The sequence below is a fragment of the Frateuria flava genome (genome assembly GCF_017837635.1).
In the GTDB taxonomy this organism is placed as follows: Bacteria; Pseudomonadota; Gammaproteobacteria; order Xanthomonadales; family Rhodanobacteraceae; genus Frateuria_A; species Frateuria_A flava.
In genome coordinates, this window is the sequence record NZ_JAGJRS010000014.1 from 90,248 (window position 1) to 109,752 (window position 19,505).

The 19,505-nt window shown below is 66.2% G+C and carries 16 protein-coding genes; 4 read left to right on the forward strand and 12 right to left on the reverse strand.

The window, feature by feature from the left end:
• Positions 1-67: 67 nt before the first annotated feature.
• From J7I44_RS07185 to J7I44_RS07235, 11 genes are all read right to left on the reverse strand, one after another.
• Complete coding sequence (locus tag J7I44_RS07185) at positions 68-496, reverse strand: hypothetical protein (RefSeq protein WP_209618168.1); 429 nt, start codon at positions 494-496, stop codon at positions 68-70.
• A complete protein-coding gene (locus tag J7I44_RS07190; RefSeq protein WP_209618172.1) occupies positions 444-1,073 on the reverse strand; it encodes a nucleotidyltransferase domain-containing protein in 630 nt (209 codons plus the stop codon). Before J7I44_RS07190 ends, J7I44_RS07185 begins: the two co-directional genes overlap by 53 nt.
• Before the next feature lie 55 nt (positions 1,074-1,128).
• Complete coding sequence (locus J7I44_RS07195; RefSeq protein WP_209618174.1) at positions 1,129-2,055, reverse strand: DUF5655 domain-containing protein; 927 nt, start codon at positions 2,053-2,055, stop codon at positions 1,129-1,131.
• Positions 2,056-2,087: 32 nt separating this feature from the next.
• The gene (locus J7I44_RS07200; protein WP_209618178.1) at positions 2,088-2,543 is read right to left on the reverse strand and encodes a hypothetical protein; all 456 of its coding nucleotides are present in this window, start codon (positions 2,541-2,543) and stop codon (positions 2,088-2,090) included.
• Positions 2,540-3,844, reverse strand: a complete 1,305-nt coding sequence (locus J7I44_RS07205) for a restriction endonuclease subunit S (RefSeq protein WP_209618181.1) — start codon at positions 3,842-3,844, stop codon at positions 2,540-2,542. Before J7I44_RS07205 ends, J7I44_RS07200 begins: the two co-directional genes overlap by 4 nt.
• Positions 3,845-3,998: 154 nt before the next feature.
• Positions 3,999-5,837 (reverse strand): type I restriction-modification system subunit M, encoded by a 1,839-nt coding sequence (locus J7I44_RS07210; RefSeq protein WP_245188002.1) that lies wholly within the window; start codon positions 5,835-5,837, stop codon positions 3,999-4,001.
• A gap of 249 nt (positions 5,838-6,086) precedes the next feature.
• Positions 6,087-6,392 carry a hypothetical protein gene (locus J7I44_RS16810; RefSeq protein ID WP_245188003.1) on the reverse strand — a complete coding sequence of 102 codons (306 nt, stop codon included), beginning with the start codon at positions 6,390-6,392 and terminating at the stop codon, positions 6,087-6,089.
• A 235-nt stretch (positions 6,393-6,627) separates the two neighbouring features.
• A complete protein-coding gene (locus tag J7I44_RS07220) occupies positions 6,628-7,623 on the reverse strand; it encodes a sensor histidine kinase (protein ID WP_209618187.1) in 996 nt (331 codons plus the stop codon).
• A gap of 82 nt (positions 7,624-7,705) precedes the next feature.
• Positions 7,706-9,736, reverse strand: a complete 2,031-nt coding sequence (locus J7I44_RS07225; protein ID WP_209618191.1) for a hybrid sensor histidine kinase/response regulator — start codon at positions 9,734-9,736, stop codon at positions 7,706-7,708.
• On the reverse strand, positions 9,733-11,223 hold the full coding sequence (locus J7I44_RS07230; protein WP_209618194.1) for an ATPase domain-containing protein: 1,491 nt from the start codon (positions 11,221-11,223) through the stop codon (positions 9,733-9,735). The genes J7I44_RS07225 and J7I44_RS07230 overlap by 4 nt, the downstream gene beginning before the upstream one ends.
• 199 nt (positions 11,224-11,422) lie before the next feature.
• On the reverse strand, positions 11,423-14,005 hold the full coding sequence (locus tag J7I44_RS07235; protein WP_209618199.1) for a PAS domain-containing protein: 2,583 nt from the start codon (positions 14,003-14,005) through the stop codon (positions 11,423-11,425).
• Between the two features lie 292 nt (positions 14,006-14,297).
• On the opposite strand from J7I44_RS07235, the gene scpC reads away from it, so the two are divergent.
• The 3 genes from scpC to J7I44_RS07250 all read left to right on the forward strand — a co-directional run bounded on the left by scpC (position 14,298) and on the right by J7I44_RS07250 (position 17,613).
• A complete protein-coding gene (scpC, locus tag J7I44_RS07240; protein ID WP_245188004.1) occupies positions 14,298-15,821 on the forward strand; it encodes a succinyl-CoA:acetate CoA-transferase ScpC in 1,524 nt (507 codons plus the stop codon).
• A gap of 108 nt (positions 15,822-15,929) precedes the next feature.
• The gene (locus J7I44_RS07245; RefSeq protein WP_209618205.1) at positions 15,930-16,496 is read left to right on the forward strand and encodes a flavodoxin domain-containing protein; all 567 of its coding nucleotides are present in this window, start codon (positions 15,930-15,932) and stop codon (positions 16,494-16,496) included.
• A gap of 82 nt (positions 16,497-16,578) precedes the next feature.
• Complete coding sequence (locus J7I44_RS07250) at positions 16,579-17,613, forward strand: NADP-dependent oxidoreductase (protein WP_209618208.1); 1,035 nt, start codon at positions 16,579-16,581, stop codon at positions 17,611-17,613.
• Between the two features lie 21 nt (positions 17,614-17,634).
• On the opposite strand, the gene J7I44_RS07255 is transcribed toward J7I44_RS07250, so the two are convergent.
• Positions 17,635-18,414 (reverse strand): CPBP family glutamic-type intramembrane protease, encoded by a 780-nt coding sequence (locus J7I44_RS07255; RefSeq protein WP_209618211.1) that lies wholly within the window; start codon positions 18,412-18,414, stop codon positions 17,635-17,637.
• A 262-nt stretch (positions 18,415-18,676) separates the two neighbouring features.
• On the opposite strand from J7I44_RS07255, the gene J7I44_RS07260 reads away from it, so the two are divergent.
• Complete coding sequence (locus J7I44_RS07260; protein WP_209618214.1) at positions 18,677-19,477, forward strand: glucose 1-dehydrogenase; 801 nt, start codon at positions 18,677-18,679, stop codon at positions 19,475-19,477.
• Positions 19,478-19,505: the final 28 nt, after the last annotated feature.

The window sequence follows — 19,505 nt, forward strand, 5'->3', positions numbered from 1 at the left end:
CAAGGTGCTCGCAGGTCCCGTGCTCGGAGTAGGTATCGCGGTGCAGGTTCATGCGTCACCCAGCAGGTCAGGATGCCGCTCGCGCAACCCCGTTCGGTATGCGCCAGCAGTTTGCTCGCTTCGTCCAGACACGAGGCCAGCGTGGCGTCGGAAAGGGGTCGCCCTCGTAATCGCTCAGGTTGCGCTGCTTGCGCAGGGCATCCAGCACGATCACCGTCGCCGGCGACACGCCCATGGTGAGGGTCAGGCACTGGATCGCGGTCTGGTGATGGCCCGGCTGCCTGGTCGCGGTGCGGTAGCCGTTGGCCCACAGGCCGAGCATCGCGCACTGCATCAGGCACTTGTAGGCCGCATCGAAGCGGTTGTCGGGACTGATCGCCGCCACCCGCGCATCGGCGAGGTTGCGCCGTGCCGCGTCCAGCAACTTGCGGATCGCCGCGCCATCAGGCGCGTGGGCCAGCAACCGCTTGATCGCCAGCAAGTTCTGCAAGGTCATCCTTGTCTCCTGTCAGGAACACCTTAGGCTGGTCCAGCACCCGGCGCACGAACGCCTCGCCCGCGTCGACACGGCGGCGGAACTCCACCGTGGTGTAGAGCACCGGGTTGATCTCGCGCTGCAACGCCTGCTGCACGGGATACATCGCCTGCACCAGCTCGGCGAAGCCGACCTCGCCGACCACCAGCAGGTCGATGTCGCTGCCCGCCGACTGCGTGCCGCGCGCCATCGAGCCGAACACCACCGCCACCCGAATCCGGCTTGCCAGCGGCGCCAGCGCCTCGCGCAGCACCGGCGCCATGCCGTGGGTCTTGCGGAACATCGAGGCCAGCTCGCCGAACAGCGGGCATTGCGCGTTGGCCTGGTAGCGCACCTGGTTGCCCTGCTCGCGCCGCTCCAGCAAACCCGCCTCGGTCAGCTTGTCCAGCTCGCGCCCCAGCGTGCCGGCGTGGGTGCCGGTGAGGCGCGCCAGCTCGCGCAGGTGGAAGCTGGCCTCCGGTTCGAGCAACAGCACCACCAGCACCCGTTGGCGGGTGGCGGAGAAAAGCAAATCCATCGCGGCGGAAGTGTTGCTCATTGGGCAACAAACGTAGCCAATTCAGCAACACCGAACAATCGCCCGCAGACCCCCCTCAACTTTCGGCGTAGCTACGTTCGATGAGGGGCATGGCCCGCTGCAGGTCTGCCTTATCGCGGATGCAGACCTCGACGTCCCCGGTGCCCCATTTGCCGATGCCGCTCACATCTCGGCTGAAGCCGTCCTCAAGTACGACCGTGGCCGGGTCCAGCTTGAGCAGAACCAGCAGCTTGTCCTTGTACGGCACCACGCAGGCGAAGTTCTTCAGGCGGCGGAACGCGATGTATTGCTTGAGCTGCTTCTCCTGAACGTCGTCACCCAGCGAAAGCAGTTGACTGGCAAGCGCCTCATATACCTCCCTGATGATCGGCTGCGCCTGGCCAAGTTGATCCTCGGCCGTCTTGTCCTTGCCGCCGGCCTTCGCCTTCTCCGCTCCGGATGCCGAAGAAGCCGCCTTCGCGACGGTGGCGTCGCCCACGCTCACGCTGTTGACCAGATCCAGCAGCAGCAAATCGTCCCCGAACAGCTTGTAGCGGATCAGCTCGATGTTGCGAGGAATCTGCTGCACGGCGTGCTGGTCGTAGCGGGTGAAGTCGGCGGCGATGCACAGCAGGCGCGTGCCGGACCAGTCGATCTGCTCGGCCACGTCCTTACCCAGCTTTTCCATCACCAGCCACTGGAACTCCGCGCGGTGGTCCAGCAGCCAGTCCAGGTAGAACAGGCCCTGGTTGATCACGTTCTCGTTGCTGTGCCGCTTGTACTCGACAATCACCGGGCAGCCGTTCTCGTCCAGCCCCAGCGAGTCGATGCGGCCCTTGTGGGTCTTGCCGGTGACGTACTCGGTGGCGAGGAAGCGCACGCCGAGGAAGGTCGGCATCTGCGCCTCGATCAGGGATTGCAGGTGCTTTTCCACGGCTGCGGCGCGGCCGGCCAGCTCATGCGCGGTCCCTGAGGCGAGCCGGAACAATTGAATGTCACTCATACGCTTCCCTTCTCCCCTGAGTTGAAACCGGACTAACCAAAACCCGTCACCTTGCTGAAGACATTGACCAGCACGCCCTGCCCCATCGTCAGCGCACCGCGCGCGATCTTGGTCAATCGACTGGGCGGGTCGGGTAACTGGGGCAGGTAGACATGGCAGCCGGTTTTGAACGTGAAGTGCTCCGCCATGAAGCCGAGTTCGCCGGCGAGCGCTTCCTCGTCGAAGCCGGTGCCGTGGAAGCGGACGTAGCGCTCCAAGGCCACGCTGGCCAGCAGGAAGCCCTGTACTTCCTGCTCCCGGGAGGAATCGCCTTGCCAGCGCACGCGAAGCCAGCCCTCTTCCTCTTCATCGCCGGATTCGTCGACAGGCAGGATTAGCGTGCCGTCGGTGAGAGAACGGGCGCACCAGTCCCCGTCGTATCGCTCCCCCTGGTAGAGCGGCATCAGGTTGGCGATGAAGCCGACGATCGCTTCGCTCTTTTCGCTCATGCAGCGTGCCTCACGTCGATCTTGCCGGTGACGGCGGCGGAGATCAGGGCACTGCGGCGTTCTTTAAGAAGTTGGACAGCTTGCTCGGACTGCCAGCACAAGCGCGTCAGGCGACCCAATTCCTCATCCAAAAACTCAATAATTTTTCGCTGCTCATCGTTCGGCGGCAACGCGATTACGAACGACGCGATCTGATCCGGACTGATATGAGGCACGCTAACCCCCGTAGTCTCCGGCGAGAAGTGCGCAACAAACATCGGTGTTGACAGCCAATGCATCAGAAAATCCGAATTCAATTCGGAAGAGGTTCTGAGCAGTGCAACACGTTGGAGTAAGAGGCATGGCACATCCTCCTCTTTGACCTTTGCAACACGCATCCCGGCGGCGATCAGTGGGCGATCCATACCTATGACCAAGTCGCCCACCTGCAACTCATATTCATCAAGGCCGTCATCTGTCGATCTCTCCCAGTAGACGACATCGTCCCAGCGAAGTGACCCAACCGAGACGTTGACTCCACGCAGAAGTTTGGTGCCGTTTCCGTTGTGATCGAACCCAGCGGACGGAAACGCATAGCCCGACAAGACAGATAAAAAACGCCCGCACTTAGTAACACGCCAATGCGCCGGCACTTCGCCCAGCCAGGGGATGCCGGAGTCCTTCATGGGGGCGTTGGGGTTGAGGCCGCGGGTGACGGCGTGGGATATGGTGGCCTGGCGCTTTTCGGCCAGCAGCGCCAGCAGCTTTTCCTGTTCGGCGATCAGGGCGTCGATCTTGGCGGTTTCGCGGTCGAGGAAGGTGGCGATGACCCGTTGCTCGACCATCGGCGGAACGGCCAACGAAATGTTTTTCATCTCGGAGAAGTTGGTGCTCCAGAGATCAGCCACGATTCCTTTTCCGTACCGATAAAACTCTTCCTGAAACGGCACGCTTCGCAAGAGATGGTGCGCAAATCTGATGTCAATCTCAGGTCCTGGAACCAGGACTATGTTGATAAGCGAACACGAACCATCGTAGTCAGAGGCTCCCGACGAGCCTTTCCGATCTGACCGACCGTTGATAACGAAGTCGCCCCGGCAGACCTTCTTTCGGTTAGCCCCATCATCTGTCTTTGCGACGTGCTCTAGCTGCGGAACGACGCCGTTGCGTGTAATCGACAGTGGAGCGAAGTCTTCATCGCTAACCTTCTCGCGCCTCTCCGCAAAGTGGTAGCCAAGCCGTTGGACTGCCCAGTGTCCGGGCACAGGTCCCAGCCAGTTCACTCCGCTTTCTTTGTATTCCGGATAACGCGGCAAGCTCACGACCGCACCCCGCACAAGCCAAGGCGCTGGATGCCAGCGTGCGCTGGCATGACGGTGGGGCTGATGGTGATGCTGCTGCTGGTGAGGAGGATGGGGGGCTGGGCGTGGGCGTGCGGGAGCGCGCGGTGGGGCTGGGGCGGGATGGGCTGCGTGGTCATTCGGTCAGCTCTCCCAGCATGGCCATGATCCGCGCCGAGACGGCCTTCAGCTCCTCGTCGATATCGTGCAGCGGGCGCGGCGGCTCGAACACGTAGAAGTGGCGATTGAAGGGTATCTCGTAGCCGACCTTGCTCTTGGCCTCGTCGATCCAGGCATCGGGGGCGTGCGGCAGCACTTCGCGCTCGAAGTAGGCCTGGATGTCCTCACCCAGCGGCACGTTCTCGGTGTCGCGCAAGCTGCTGTCCGGTTGCGGCTGGCCCTTCTGTTTGCCCTTCTGGCCCAGCACCACCTTGCCCTGCTCGTCGCGCAGCGGGCGCTCGACGGTGATGGTGGTGTAGCCGAACTCCGCGTTGCGGAAGATGCGCGCGAGCGGGGCCACCTTCACCTTGCCGCCGGGCGGCGGCTCTGGGGCAAATTCGGCGGCGGCGATGATGCTGCGCTCCACTTCCTTGCCGTCGGCGTCGAACACGGTGGCCAGTTCCGCCTCCTGGAATTCGCCGAACAGTTTGGTGATGGCGTCGATGTGCTCGTCGCTCATTTCCTTGCGCTTGGAGCCGAGGCTCTTGCGCATCTTCTGCCAGAAGCTGCCGGCGTCGATGAGCTGCACGAAGCCCTTGCGCTCGGCCGGCTTCTTGTTGGAAACCACCCACACGTAGGTGGCGATGCCGGTGTTGTAGAACATGTCGGTGGGCAGGGCGACGATGGCCTCCACCAGGTCGTTCTCCAAGAGATACCGGCGGATCTCGCTCTCGCCGCTGCCGGCGCCACCGGTGAACAGCGGCGAGCCGTTGAGCACGATGCCGAAGCGGCTGCCGCCGTCCACCGCCGGGCGCATCTTGGACACCAGGTGCAGCAGGAACAGCATGGAGCCATCGGACACGCGCGGCAGGCCGGGACCGAAGCGGCCGTCGAAGCCCTTCTCCTCGTGCTCCTTGCGGATCGCCTTCTCGACCTTCTTCCACTCCACGCCGAACGGCGGGTTGGACAGCATGTAGTCGAACTTGCGCGCGGCATGGCCGTCGTCGCTGAGCGTGTTGCCGGGCACCAGGTTGGTGACTTCCTGCCCGCGGATCAGCATGTCCGCCTTGCAGATGGCGTAGGACTCGTCGTTGAGCTCCTGGCCGAACAGCGACAGGCGCGCGTCCGGGTTGTGGTCGCGCAGGAACTCGGCCGCCACCGAGAGCATGCCGCCCGTCCCCGCCGTGGGGTCATAGATGGTGCGCACCACGTTGTTGCCGGGGGTGAGCACCTCGTCGTCCTCGATGAAGATGAGGTTGACCATCAGCCGGATGACTTCGCGCGGGGTGAAGTGCTCACCGGCGGTTTCGTTGGAGAGCTCCGCGAACTTGCGGATCAGCTCCTCGAACACCAGGCCCATCTGCACGTTGTCTACGCGGTCCGGGTGCAGGTCGACGTTGGCGAACTTCTCGGTGACCAGGTACAACAGGTCGGCCTTGGCCAGCCGGTTGACCTGGGTGGCGAAGTCAAAGCGCTCGAAGATCTCGCGCACCTCGGGCGAGAAGCCCTGCACGTAGCTGGTGAGGTTGGACTCGATGTGGTCCTGGTCGCCCATGAGCCTGGGCAGGTCCAGCTCGGAGGTGTTGTAGAACTTCACGTCCGAGACGCGGCGCAGGAAGGGATCGGGGTCCAGCCCGGCGGCCTCGCGCTTCTTCTTTTCCGCCAGCACCTTCGGCTTGCTCGCTTCCAGCACGCAGTCGAGCCGGCGCAGTACGGTGAACGGCAGGATCACGCGACCGTATTCGGATTGCTTGAAGTCGCCGCGCAGCAGGTCGGCGACGGCCCAGATCAGGGCGGAAAGGGAACTCTGGTTCATGCTTGGAAACGCTTCCTTCGTGGGGCGCCAGCCGCGTCCCGGGTCTGCGGTCGTTGAGGCACGAGGGCACGTGGGCAAGCATCAGCCGGCGCAGCAGGCTGCCTGATGGCGTCACGGAGAACCCCCTGTGGTCCAACGCGTCCCGGCATCGTACGCAAAGGAGCCGGGTCAGGCGACCGCTGATTGCGGCAACGGGCGTCTGGCCGTGAAGCAGCATCCGTGGCGATGAAGGTGAAACGGCGCCGATCGTCAGATCAACCCTCGAAGGCGCTTGAGGAAGGCAACCACCTGGCCTGGTGCCCACCCCGGTTGGTTGAGACCCATTTGGCCCCACAGTTCGATGACGCTGGCTTCCCTCGGAGTCGGAACACGCCCACCACCTCCGCGAGCGCAATCGGGAGTAGCCAGCGTGACGGCAAGGTCCCCTGTATTGATTGCCACCGTGGCGCATACCGACAAGCCGTCCTTGCGACGGCGCTCGACCTGCTGCGTCACCCAATCGGAATCGGCGTCTTGCAGGTAACGCTCTTCGCCAGCGATTGATATGCGGATCATGTCGCCCCCTTCTCTCGCTCGATAGAGGCGCAATGCTGAGATACCTGCGTCTCTCGGACTGAGACCCTACCGAAGGCTAACGAGCTTGAGGCCTCGCTACTAAGCCACGAAAGAACCCAAGCGAACGACGGCCAGCGAATCCAGTGCGCGCACCCGGGTCAAGATGACGGGCGCGGATGAAGCGGCGCGCACTTTGGACTTGGGGGGGGCGACAGCCAGGCAGGCATAACCGGGATCAACCCTGGGAAGCGAGGGCCGCGGGTGCAACCGGCCTGATCGGCAGCAGCACCCGCACGCCATGCCCGCGCACGCGCGGCACGCTCTGGACCGTTCCATTCAGGTGCGAGGCGAGCAGGTGAACCAGACGGGTGCCCAGGCCGTCCTTTTTCGACGGCGGGACGCCGATGCCGTCGTCTTCCACGCTCAGGGCCATCCCTTCGCCGACGGCTTCCAGGGTGATCTGCACGGTGCCGCCCTGCCCGTCCGGGAAGGCGTACTTGAAGGCGTTGGTGACCAGTTCGTTGGCGATCAGGCCGATGGAGACGGCAACCGGGGCATCGACCTGCATGGGCGTGGCCAGCACGCGGACGCGGATCGGGCGGACGTCGCGCAGGAGTTCGGCCAGGCCGTGGCCGAGGGCGCGCAGGTAGGCGGCGACTTCGACTTCACCATGCTTGCCGGATTTGCGCAGGCGCTCCTGGGCTTCGGCGATCACGCGCACGCGGGCGACGGCTGACTCGAGCGCTTCGCGCGCGTGCGGATCGGTCTGGCGCATGGCCTGCAGTCCCAGCACCGAGGAGATCATCATCAGGTCGTTGCGCGTGCGGTGGGCCAGTTCGTCCAGCAACAACGAAGTTTCCGCTTCCGCATCCAGCAGCTTGCATACGGCAGCGCGCAGTGCGTCGACCACCACGGCGGTCGCTACGCCCACCGCGACGAAAAGCACGAAGAACAGCAGTTCATCGGTCGCAGGCGAGCGGCCATGAAGCGCCAGGCCGATGACCCCGTCGCCGAGCGAGGCGCTGAACAAGGTGGTGAACAGGCCGATCGGCCTGCCAAAGACGATCGCCGAGAAAAACACGACCGGCAGGAACGGCAGATAGCGGTGCAGCGCCGGCGTGAAAAGTTGCTCCAGCCCCAGTACCGCCAGCACCAGCGCGAACGACACGATATAGCCCACCGCGGCCGGAGGCCGCTTTCTGGACAGCACCGCGACGATCAGTTTTTCCATGCGTCCGCATCCCGCCTGAGAGGCAAGACTTGTGACTTGGAAGTTAAGCGGACGCCAAGGAAACGTGACGCTCGGGCCGAACTCAGGCAGCTCCGCTCGCTGGCACCGTCTGCATCTGCTTCGGTTGCACGAGCTCTTCGATGGCCATGGCGATGTCTGCCTGGCGGAACGGCTTGCCAAGGCGCGCCAATCCACGGGTGCCCTCCGCGTGGCCGCTGTAACCGGTGATCAGCAGCACGGGCAGGTCGGGCCGGGACAGGCGCAAGTGGCGCGCCAGCTCGGCGCCGTCCATGCGCGGCATTTTGTAGTCAGTCACGACCAGATCCACGCTGAGACCGTCGCGCAGCTTTTCCAGCGCCTCGCCTGCGCCACTGGCTTCGACGACGCCATGGCCCAGCTCGCGCAGCATCGCGGCGGTACCGTCGCGCACCAGTTGCTCGTCGTCGACCAGCAGTACGTCGAGCGGCCGTGCCGGGGTGGGCACGCGGCCATCGTCGGCGTCGCGTCGCAGTGCCAGCGGGGCGGAGGCCGTGACCGGCAGCCACAGCTCCACGCGTGTGCCCACCCCGGGGGTGCTGTCGATCGCGAAGTGGCCGCCGAGCTGGCCGGCGAGGCCGTGCACCATCGACAGGCCCAGGCCGGTCCCACGGCCGGTTTCCTTGGTGGAAAAGAACGGTTCGACCGCCCGCGCGAGGGTTTCCCGGTCCATGCCCATGCCGGTGTCGGTCACGGCGATGCGGACGTAGCCGGTACCCGGCAGATCCGGTGTTGGCGCCGAGGCCATGCTCGACAGTTCGATCACCAGCGTGCCGCCTTTGGGCATGGCATCGCGCGCGTTGACGCAGAGATTGAGGATCGCCAGCTCCAACTGGTGCGGATCGGCCAGCACCTGCGGCAAGTCGGCGGGGAATTCCGCGCGCAGGACGATGGTCGGGCCGACCGAGCTCTTGATCAGGTCGCGCATGCCATCGAGCAGCGCGGCCAGCTCCACGGCCTGCGTTTCCAGGCTTTGTCGTCGTGCGAACCCGAGCAGGCGCTGCACCAGGATCTTGGCGCGTTCGGCCGACTGCAGCGCGTTGGTGATGAGACGAGCGGCCCGCTCATCGTCCCCGCCGAAGCGGCGCTGGAGCATGTCGAGCGCGCCGGTGATCGGCATCAACAGGTTGTTGAAGTCATGTGCCACGCCACCGGTCAGCTGTCCGATGGTTTCAAGCTTCTGCGCCTCGTGCAGCTTGGTCGTTGCGTCCTCGCGAGCGGCGGCTTCCTCGATCACGCGTTGCTCCAGCGTGGCCGTCAGGTCGCGTAGCGATTGTTCGGTGGCGCGCTGGTCGGTGACATCGGTGTGTACGCCCACCCATTCACGGATCTGGCCGCCGCGGTCGAACGCGGGAATTGCACGGACGCTGAAGGTTCGCCAGGCACCGTCGCGGGTGCGCAGGCGGTGCTCGAACTTGAAAATGCGCTGTTCGGCCCGGGCTTTCTCCCATGCCGCGAGCGTCGGTTGCACATCGTCCGGGTGCAGCGCCTTGACCCAGCCGAAGCCAGCCGAATCGGCCGTGTCCTGCCCGGTGAGGCCAGCCCAGTCGGCTTGCTCGCCTTCCATCTCGCCTTGCGCGTTGTTGGTCCACAACACCCCTTGCACGGCCTGCACCGCGGCGCGGAAGCGCTGCTCGCTGTCATACAGCGCGGCAAGCCGCGCGCGGGCCTCGTACTGACGCCGACGCCCGCGCAGCGCCGACTTCGCCAGACTCACCAGCGTGGTCGGATGGAAAGGTCGTTCCAGGAAAGTAACGTTGCCCAACACCGCGAGCAGGCGCGCCGACGCCGGGTTGCGTTCGATACCGCCGCGGCGCGTGACCAGGATGAACGGGAAATCGGACCACTCAGGCTGGGCTTCCAGCCAGTCGGAGAGCGGACGCAGGCTCGCCTCCAGCAGGCTCTCTTCGGTCACGAGCGCGAAGCCGGCGCCGGCTTCCATGCCGGCCACCAGCGTGTCCAGCGAGGGCGAGGCAAAACAACGGATGCTCGCCTCGGCCAGGATCGCGGAGGCCACCTGGGCATCGCGACCGTGGGGAGCCAGGATGAGGGCGCGCTCGGAAAGGTGTGGGATCACGGTCGGTCCGGCAGCAGGCGGCTTTCTACGTCACCCGGCGAAATGCTCGGGACGCCGCGAAGCACGCCCTGGAAGTGGATCAATGGCTCGCCCAGGTGGAACCCATCGCGACCGATGCTGTATTCGCGAATCGTGTCTTCATGGGCGCTGGCGCGCTTTTTCACCACGGAAATCGCACGTCGAACCCGACCCAGAGCCTCGAAGTAACGCAGCAGGATAACCGTATCGGCGAGGTAGGTGACGTCAACGGGCGTCTTCATGTCCCCCACCAGGCCGTGCTGGGCAACCGTGAGGTAGGTCGTCACGCCGCGTCGGTTGAGGAACTGCAGCAGCTCGTGGATGTGCAGCACCAGCGCCTGCTCTTCCGGCATCGCCGCCTGGTAGCCGTTGAGACTGTCGACCGCCACCGTGCGCACGCCCTCTTCCACCAGCTCGCGGACACGGGCGGAAAACTCGCCAGGCGTCATCTGGGCGGCATCGACCTGCTCGACCACCAGCCTGCCGCTGTCGACCATGCCCTGCACGTCCAGGCCGACGCCGCGCGCGCGCTGGAAGAACAACGCCCGCTCTTCGTCAAAAATGAAGATGGCGGCGCGCTCGCCGCGCGAAATGGCGCTGGCGACGAAAGTCAGCACCAGCAGCGACTTGCCGGTACCGGCGGGACCCAGCACCAGCACGCTGGAGCCGCGTTCGATGCCGCCGCCGAGCAGCGCGCTGAACTGGGGCGAGGGACATGGCAGCATGTCACGCTCGAATTCCTCACCGTGTTCGCCGGACACCAGCCGCGGGAACACCTTGACCCCGCCCTTGCGGATCACGAAATCGTGGTAGCCGCCGCGAAACTGCCGTCCGCGGTACTTGAGTACGCGCAGGCGCCGGCGCTCGGCGCCGTAGTCGGGCGACAGCTCCTCCAGCCGCAGCACGCCGTGGGCCACGCTGTGCACGGTCCTGTCGGTGCTGTCGCTGGTCAGGTCGTCGAGCATCAGCACCGTGGCGCGGGATTGCGCAAAGTAGTGCTTGAGGGAAAGCACCTGCCGGCGGTAGCGGAGCGAGCCCTGTGCGAGCAGGCGGATCTCGGCCAGGCTGTCGAGCACGACCCGATCCGGGTTGATCTGCTCGAAGGCCTGGAAAATGCGGTTGGTCGTCTCGCCCAACTCCAGGTCCGACGAATACAGCAGGCTCTGCTGCTGGGCCTCGTCGAGCAGGTTTTCCGGCGGCACGAGTTCGAAGATACCGACCCCATCGAGGGTCCAGCCGTGGGAGACAGCGGTATTGCGCAGCTCGCTCTCCGTTTCGGACATGGTCACGTAAAGCACGCGCTCTCCGGCGTCGCGCCCGGCCAGCAGGAACTGCAGGCCCAGCGTGGTCTTGCCCGTGCCCGGGCTGCCCTCCAGCAGAAACAGGCAGCCCTTGGTCAGGCCGCCGTTGAGTACATCATCCAGTCCGGCCACGCCCAGGGAGGCCTGTTCGGTCAATAGGTCGTTCAAGGGTTCTCCTGTACGTGGATTGCGTCAATTAAAGGTGTTGGTAGCACAGACCACCGTAAACTGGCGCGATGGCTGAACACACCAGAATACGCTATTGAGGTGGTTTGGCGCTCGCACCGCGGGAGGCCGTGGCGGCGGCACGAGGCGAGGATGGGGCGCCAGTCGCCCGCCGCAGCTGCGCCGGCGAACGGAGGGCGTCTCAGCCGACCTGGCGACGAAGCGCGAGGTCGGTCGGCCTGCCCGTGCCTTCGTCCAGCAGGCGGGCTAAGGTCCCCATCAGATCGCATTGGCGGAAAGGCTTGGCCAGACGCGGCAAGTCGCCTGTTTCGGCCTGGGACAATTGCGCATAGCCGGTCACCAGCAGCGTCGGTAACCCGGGGCGCAGCTTTCGCACCTCGCGGGCGACATCCGCACCGCTCATGCCGGGCATCGCGAAGTCGGTGACCAGCGCATCGAAAACCAGTCCCTCGGTCACCTTGCGCAGCGCTTCGTAACCGGAGGCAACCTGGACGACCTTGTAGCCGCCGTGCAGGAGCATTTCGGCGGTGCCTTCGCGAACGAGCTCCTCGTCGTCCACCAGCAGCACGACCGCCGATCGGATGCAACGGATGGGCGTATCAGCCACTGCCTCACCGGCGGACTCCAGCGGCACTGGCGACACGGGTAGCCACAGATGCACGGTGGTGCCGGCCCCAGGTACGCTTTCCAGCGCCAGGTCGCCGCCGGACTGCACCGCCAGCCCATGCACCGAAGACAGCCCCAGGCCGGTGCCACGCCCCAGACCCTTGGTGGTGAAGAACGGTTCGATCGCACGGCGTGCGGTGTCGCCATCCATGCCCGTGCCCGTATCGGAAACGAAAAAGCGCACGAACCGCCCCTCCTTCAACTGGGAGCGCGCGGGACCGGCTTCTTCGACCGCGCCGACGACCAGCTCGCCGCCCTCGGGCATCGCATCGCGGGCGTTGACAGCAAGGTTGAGCAGGGCCAATTCCAGCTGGTTGGGGTCCACCATGACCGCGGGCAGATCGGCCATGCACTCCATCCGCACCCTGATCTGCGGCCCCACTGTGCGCGAGACCATGTCCACAACCCCTTCGGTCAGCTTGCCCACATCGATCGGCCGTGGCGCCAGGTGTTGCCGGCGTGAGAAGGCCAGCAGCCGGTGGATGAGCACCCGGGCGCGCTCGGCAGCCTGCAACCCGCCGGCCGCCAGGTGCTGGCCGCGCCCATCCCCTTCCAACCGCATCGCCAGCAGTTCCAGAGCACCTACGATCGGCGTGAGCAAATTGTTGAAATCGTGCGCCACGCCCCCCGTCAGCTGGCCAATCGTCTCCATCTTCTGCATTTCGTGCACCTGAGCCAGCGCCATCTGGCGCTCCTGCAGGGCATCCGCCACACGGTCCTCCAGTTCGGCCGTGAGTCGCTGCAACGCCTGCTCGTTGCGCTTGCGTCCGGTCACGTCGTGCGCGGCGCCGAACCATTCGGTGATATGGCCAGCGTCGTCCACCACCGGCACCGCGCGCGAGTGCGTCCAGCCGAAGCTGCCGTCCGCCAGGCGCACGCGGTGTTCCATGTCAAACAGGCTTTTGGTCGCAATCGCCTTCCCGATCGCGGCCGCAATCTCGTCACGGTCGTCCGGGTGTAGGTAGGTATCCATCCAGGTGGTGGTCGGCGACGGTGCGTCGAGCAGGAACGAATCGCTTTCCAGATAAAGCATCTCGCGCCAGTCCGGGCTCATCCGGTAGACGGTGTAGCCACCTGCCGTGACAAGCGCGCGAAAACGGCTTTCGCTCTCGCGCAGGGCGGCCACGGCGCGGGCACGGTCGACCGCCGCCCAGGTGCGGCTGGCCACATCCTCGATCAGTGCGATCTCGCCGGGCGTCCAGTGGTGGACCTCGCGAAAGTTCACGTACAGCGAGGCCTGCAGCCGACCATCGCGCACCCGCGGTACGGAAACGTAGGCGCGCGTCTGGAGGGCACGCCAGGTGGCGTGGACCTGGGCGGGGTCGGATTCCACGTCGGAGGCAACCTCGGTAAAGCCGGCCGCCTGTCGGGCGACGGCGTCGGGTCCGTAGGAAGACAGGCGGCTCGTGCCGAGAATCGGCGCCACGCCCTCGGCAAAGCAGGCCCGGCAAGAGATCGTTTCGCCATCTTCGGACATCTCGCTGAAACCCACCCGGCTCGCACCCAGGTGGCGGCCCAGCGCCGCGCTGGTGGTGGCCATGATCGCCCGGAGGTCGGTCAACTGGGCCTGCGCGCTATCCAGTTCGATCTGGAAGCGCTGGCGTCGCTCGTCGAGGACCTGCGTGGTGGTCTCCGCCACCACGCAGAACATGCCGACGACCTGATCCTGCTCGTCCTCCACCGGGGAGTAGGAGAAAGTGAACCAAGCCGGTTCCGGGTAGCCCTCGCGGTTGAGCAGCAACGGGAGGTTCTGGCGATAGATCGTCTGCCCCGCCATCGCCGCGGCGAGGAGCGGCGCCATATCGGGCCAGAATTCCGGCCAGACCTCGCGGAACGGGCGACCCAGCATGCCCGCATGCTTGCTGCCGAGGATGTCTGCGTAGGCATCGTTGTAGATGATGGCCTGCGATGGCCCCCAGGCGACGAACATCGGAAACCGGGATTTCAGCATCAGGCTGACGACCGGCCGTATCGCCGGCGGCCAGCCCTCGGGAGGACCCAGAGGCGAGTGGGACCAGTCATGCGAGCGCATGATCGCAGCCACGCCGCCGCTGCCCCGCGCGACTTCGGCCGCGTGCTTGTGGTCGGAAACCGCCATCGGAGTCTCCCGTTTATCCCCAGGTGCCGCGCAGGGCGTTCGACCCGCTTCCATCCGCCCCCAAGCGGACGGAAGCAAAACGCCAACTGCGTCACGTTTTGCAGTTTTGACAAAGGAGGTAAAGAAATGCAACCGGCAGGAACCGACCGGCCGCCTCGCCTCGGGACGCCGCTGGCCGCGAGCCGGACACCCACGGTGCAAAGCAGAGGTCGGCCGTCTTCCCTCACGCACACATCGGGACCGCACGAGCCGTCGTAGCCTTTTCCGCCAACCAGGCAAGGCCGAGGGCGAGATGAGTGCAAGGCATCGGATCGGGTGCGCGCGTCTGCGCGACAAGCGGATGAGCGCGGACGAAGCGGCCCGCTTCATTACCCCGCACAGCACGGTCGGCATGAGCGGCTTCACCGGGTCCGGCTACCCCAAGGCGGTGCCGATGGCGCTGGCGGCGCGGATCGAGGCCGAGCACGCGGCCGGGCGGCCGTTCCGCGTGCGGGTGTGGACCGGTGCCTCGACCGGGCCGGAGCTGGACGGGGCGCTGGCACGGGCCGAGGGCATCGAATTCCGCCTGCCCTACAACTCCGACCCGCTCGTGCGCGAGCAGATCAACTCCGGCCGGATGGAGTATTTCGACCTGCACTTGAGCCAGGTCGCGCCGATGGCGTGGCAGGGTTTTTTGGGACCGCTGGACACGGCGGTGATCGAAGTCAGCGGCATCCGGGAGGATGGCGCGCTGGTGCCCTCGTCCTCGGTCGGCAACAACAAGACCTGGATCGATCAGGCGCGCCAGGTGATCGTGGAGGTCAACCGCTGGCAGAGCGCGGCGCTCGATGGCATGCACGACATCTACTACGGCACCGCGCTGCCGCCCAACCGCGTGCCGATCCCGATCGTGCGGCCCGGCGACCGCATCGGCGAGCCGTACCTGCGCTGCGATCCGGACAAGGTGGTCGCGGTGGTGGAAACCGATGCGCCGGATCGCAACCTGCCGTTCAGGGCGCCGGACGCAGCCGCCCGGGCGATCGCCGGCCACCTGCTCGAGTTCCTGCGCCACGAGGTGAAGGTCGGGCGGCTGCCGTCCGCGCTGCTGCCGATCCAGTCGGGCGTGGGCAATATTCCCAACGCGGTGCTCGGCGGCCTGCTCGACAGTCCGTTCGAGCGCATGAACGCCTACACCGAGGTGATCCAGGACGGCATGCTCGAGCTGCTCGCGGCCGACCGGCTGGGCGTCATCTCGGCCACCGGCTTCTCGCTCAGCCCGGAGGCGGCCGCCGCGTTCAATGCCGACGTGGCGCGCTATCGCGAGCGCATCCTGTTGCGGCCGCAGGAGATCAGCAACCATCCGGAGGTGATCCGCCGGCTCGGTTGCCTGGCCATGAACGGGATGATCGAGGCCGACATCTATGGCGCGGTCAATTCCACCCATGTGATGGGCTCGCGCATCCAGAACGGCATTGGCGGTTCGGGCGACTTCGCGCGCAACGCCTACATCTCGATCTTCATGACGCCCTCCACGGCCAAGGACGGGCGCATTTCCGCGATCGTCCCGCAGGCCAGCCACGTCGACCACATCCCGCAGGACGTGCAGGTGCTCGTCACCGAGCAGGGGCTGGCCGACCTGCGCGGCTTGTCGCCCAAGCAGCGGGCGCGGCTGGTCATCGACACCTGCGCGCACCCGGATTACCGGCCCGCGCTGGCCGATTATTTCGCGCGGGCGCGGGCCCACTCGTACGGGCAGCAGTCGCCCTCGCTGCTCACCGAGGCGCTGTCGTGGCACCAGCGCTTTATCGATACGGGCACGATGCGGGTCTCTTCATAGTGCGGGCGCCTTGGAGGCGGACTGAAGCCCGCCCTGCGGAAGACCAGGGGCGGCCGCCTGCTGATTCAGATCAGCGCGCGGGTCGAGCTTGCCGATTAGCCTTGCGGCATGAGCTGGATTTCCCGTATCGGCCTGCGTATCGCGGCGGGCGCGGCGACGGTTTCGCCTTCCTGGGTGGCCGCGACGCCGCCCACGTCAGAGCGCCTGCCCGAGCCTTCACTCTTGCTGGCCTACGCCACGCAGACCGGCGTGGCCGAACACTACGCGCGCGATACGGCGGCACGTCTGCGACGCGCCGGCGTAGGCGTGCTGCTGATGGAGTTCGACGCGTTGACGCCCGAGCTGCTGGCCGCCAGCCCGCAGGCGCTGCTGGTGGTCAGCACCACCTACGACGGCGATCCACCGGATATGGCGCAGGGCTTCTGCGAACGCATGGGCGACCCGGCTGCGCTGAGCGCGCTGCATTACGGCCTGTTGTCCCTGGGAGACCGCTGCTATCGGGAGTTCTGCGGTTTCGGGCGTCGCCTGCATGCGTGGCTGCAGATCAGCGGAGCCCACGCCGGGTTCCCGCCGGTGGAAGTGGATGACGAGGACGCTGCCGCGCTGGCCGAGTGGCATCGGCAGGTGGATGCATGGCTGGTCGGGGGTACGCGCCAACGGGACGTTGTTATGTAGGAGCGGTTTCTTGCCCGATTGCACGCCAGCGCCACGGCGGATGTACGAAGGTATGCGATCCCAGGCTACACACGGGTCCGCCATGACCTCCCCTGCTTCCGTCAATCGCCAGATCACCCTGGCTTCCCGTCCGGTCGGTGCGCCAACGGCCACCCACTTCGCGCTGGCCGAGCGGCCAGCGCCGGTGCCCGGCGAGGGCGAGGTGTTGTTGCGCAACCTGTACCTGTCGCTCGACCCCTACATGCGCGGGCGCATGAGCGATGCGGAGTCGTACGCCGAGCCCATGGCGGTAGGCGACGTCATGGTCGGCGGCACCGTCGCGCGGGTGGTGTCTTCGCGGCATCCGGACTGGCAGGCCGGCGACCTGGTGCTGGCGTACGGCGGCTGGCAGGACTACGCGTTGTCGGATGGCCGGGGCCTGAGCCGGCTGGACCCGGGCATGGCGCATCCCTCGCTGGCCCTCGGCGTGCTGGGCATGCCGGGATTCACCGCCTACATGGGTCTGCTGGACATCGGCCAGCCGCAGCCGGGCGAGACCGTGGTGGTGGCCGCGGCGAGCGGCGCGGTGGAGTCGGTAGTGGGCCAGATCGCCAGGCTCAAGGGCTGCCGGGTCGTGGGCATCGCCGGCGGCAACGAGAAGTGCGGCTATGTGGTGGACGAGCTGGGCTTCGACGCCTGCGCCGACCATCGCGCGGAGGATTTTCCGCAGCAACTGGAAGCCGCCTGCCGGCAGGGCATCGACGTGTACTTCGAGAGCGTCGGCGGCGCGGTGTTCGACGCGGTGCTGCCGCTGCTCAACACCAAGGCGCGCGTGCCGCTGTGTGGTTTGATTGCGCAGTACAACGACACCGGCCTGCCGCCAGGCCCCGATCGCCTGGGCCTGCTCATGCGCACCCTGCTCACCAAGCGGATCAGGATGCAGGGCTTCATCATCTTCGACGACTACGGCGCGCGCTTTGGCGAGTTCCTGGCGGCGATGGGCGAATGGGTCCGGCAGGGCAAGATCAAATATCGGGAGGATGTCGTCGAGGGACTGGAGAACGCGCCGCAGGCGTTCATCGGCATGCTGGAGGGGCGGAACTTCGGCAAGCTGGTGGTGCGCATCGCGGACGACTAGCCTTCGGGCAAACTCCGGCCCTCAGCCGGCCCTTTCCACGGAACGGGTCGGCACCCACCGCGCGGCCAGCACCACCAGCGGGAACATCAGCGCGGTCACCGCCAGGGCGGCGTAGTCGAACCGCGCACCATCGATGACGTGCTCCAGGCGCGGTACGCCCTGGCCATCGAACCCCGAAACGAGCCGGTAGCAGACATTGCCGCCCCAGTGGATGCCGATGCTCATCCACAACGTGCCGGTCCTGATCACGCTCCAGGCCAGCGAGAGGCCGAGGATGGCTGAAAACAGCAGGTTTCCTACATCGATGCCCTCGTTCCAGGAATCGTCCAGTGCGTAGACCAGCACGGTCAAGGGAACGAACCAGCGCAGCAGATCGAAGCGCCGGCAGAAAGCCAGGCCGTAGCCGCGGATCATCAGATCGTTGATCGCCGAGGCAAGGAACATGGCAAACAGGGCCTTGCCCAGCAGCGGCAGCGCGAACGCGGCATCGCGCCAGCCGGCGATCTCGAACTTTCCCATCGCAAGCAACACCACGTTCTTCAGCGCCCAGATGCCAAAGCCGATGGCGAAACCAATCCACAGGCAGCGCGCCCAGCCGCGGGGCCGGTCCACGCCCAGCGAAGCCATGCGGTCGACGCCCAAGCCAAAGCGGCAGACCACGAACAGGAGCGCGAAGAACCCAACCACGTAGGTCAACCACACGGGCACCGCCAGGCCGACCAGTCGGGGCACGCCGTTGACATACAGGTCGAGCACGGCGAAGCCGAGCAACCACGCGAGGATAGCGATGGGCCGTTTCATGGATTCCCCCCGGATGCCGCCTCCACGGCGGCGCTGCATGGTAATACGGCCAGGCCCGCACCCGCCGCGCGCTTGCGGCCGCATCACGGACGCGGTCACAAACTCGAACCACACGCTTCGCCACTAAATTGCGCGTTTGCCTGGGACCATTTCCAGCGAAAGCGGAACCCGGTTGCTGTGGCGCCAGGCCAAAACGGATTCCCGTTTTCGCGGCCATGACGCCGTCGGTGGCTTTTTCCAGCTGCTTTCCAAGGACACCTCCATGACCCATGCCCCCGCCATCCATGCCTACGACGCGCAACCGCTCCAGGATCGCGTGGTGCTGGTCACCGGCGGCGCCCAGGGGATCGGGCGCGGCATCGCGCAAGCCGTACTGGGTGCGGGCGGCCGGGTACTGGTCGGCGACCTGGACAGGGAGGCCGGCCGCGCCTGCCTGGCCGAATGGAACGTCGGTGCACGGGCGGCGTTCGCCTCACTCGACGTGTCACGCGAGGCCAGCGTCCAGCGCTGGGTGCAGACGGCGCTCACGCGTTTCGGACGCATCGACGGGCTGGTCAACAATGCCGGCATCGCCGATCCGCACCGCGCGCCGCTGGCCTCGCTCCCGCTGGCCGACTGGAACCGCTACCTGGCCACCAACCTCACCGGCACCTTCCTGTGCAGCAAGCACGCCCTGCCCGCGTTGGCCGAAGCCGGCGGGGCGATCGTCAACATCGCTTCCACCCGCGCACTGCAGTCCGAACCGGACACTGAGGCCTATGCGGCGAGCAAGGGCGGCATGCTGGCCTTCACCCACGCGCTGGCGGTCAGTGCGGGACCTGCGGTGCGGGTGAACGCGATCCTGCCCGGCTGGATCGCCACCGACGCCTGGCAGAAGCCTGCCGAACGCCATGCACCGAAACTCGGGCGCAAGGACCATGCGCAGCATCCGGCGGGGCGCGTGGGCACGCCGCGGGACATCGGTGCGATGGCGGTCTACCTGCTGTCCGCGCAGTCGGCGTTCGTCACGGGCCAGCCCTTCGTGATCGACGGCGGCATGACGGTGAAGATGCGGTACGCCTGACAGGCACGACGGCACCGAGCTGGCGGTG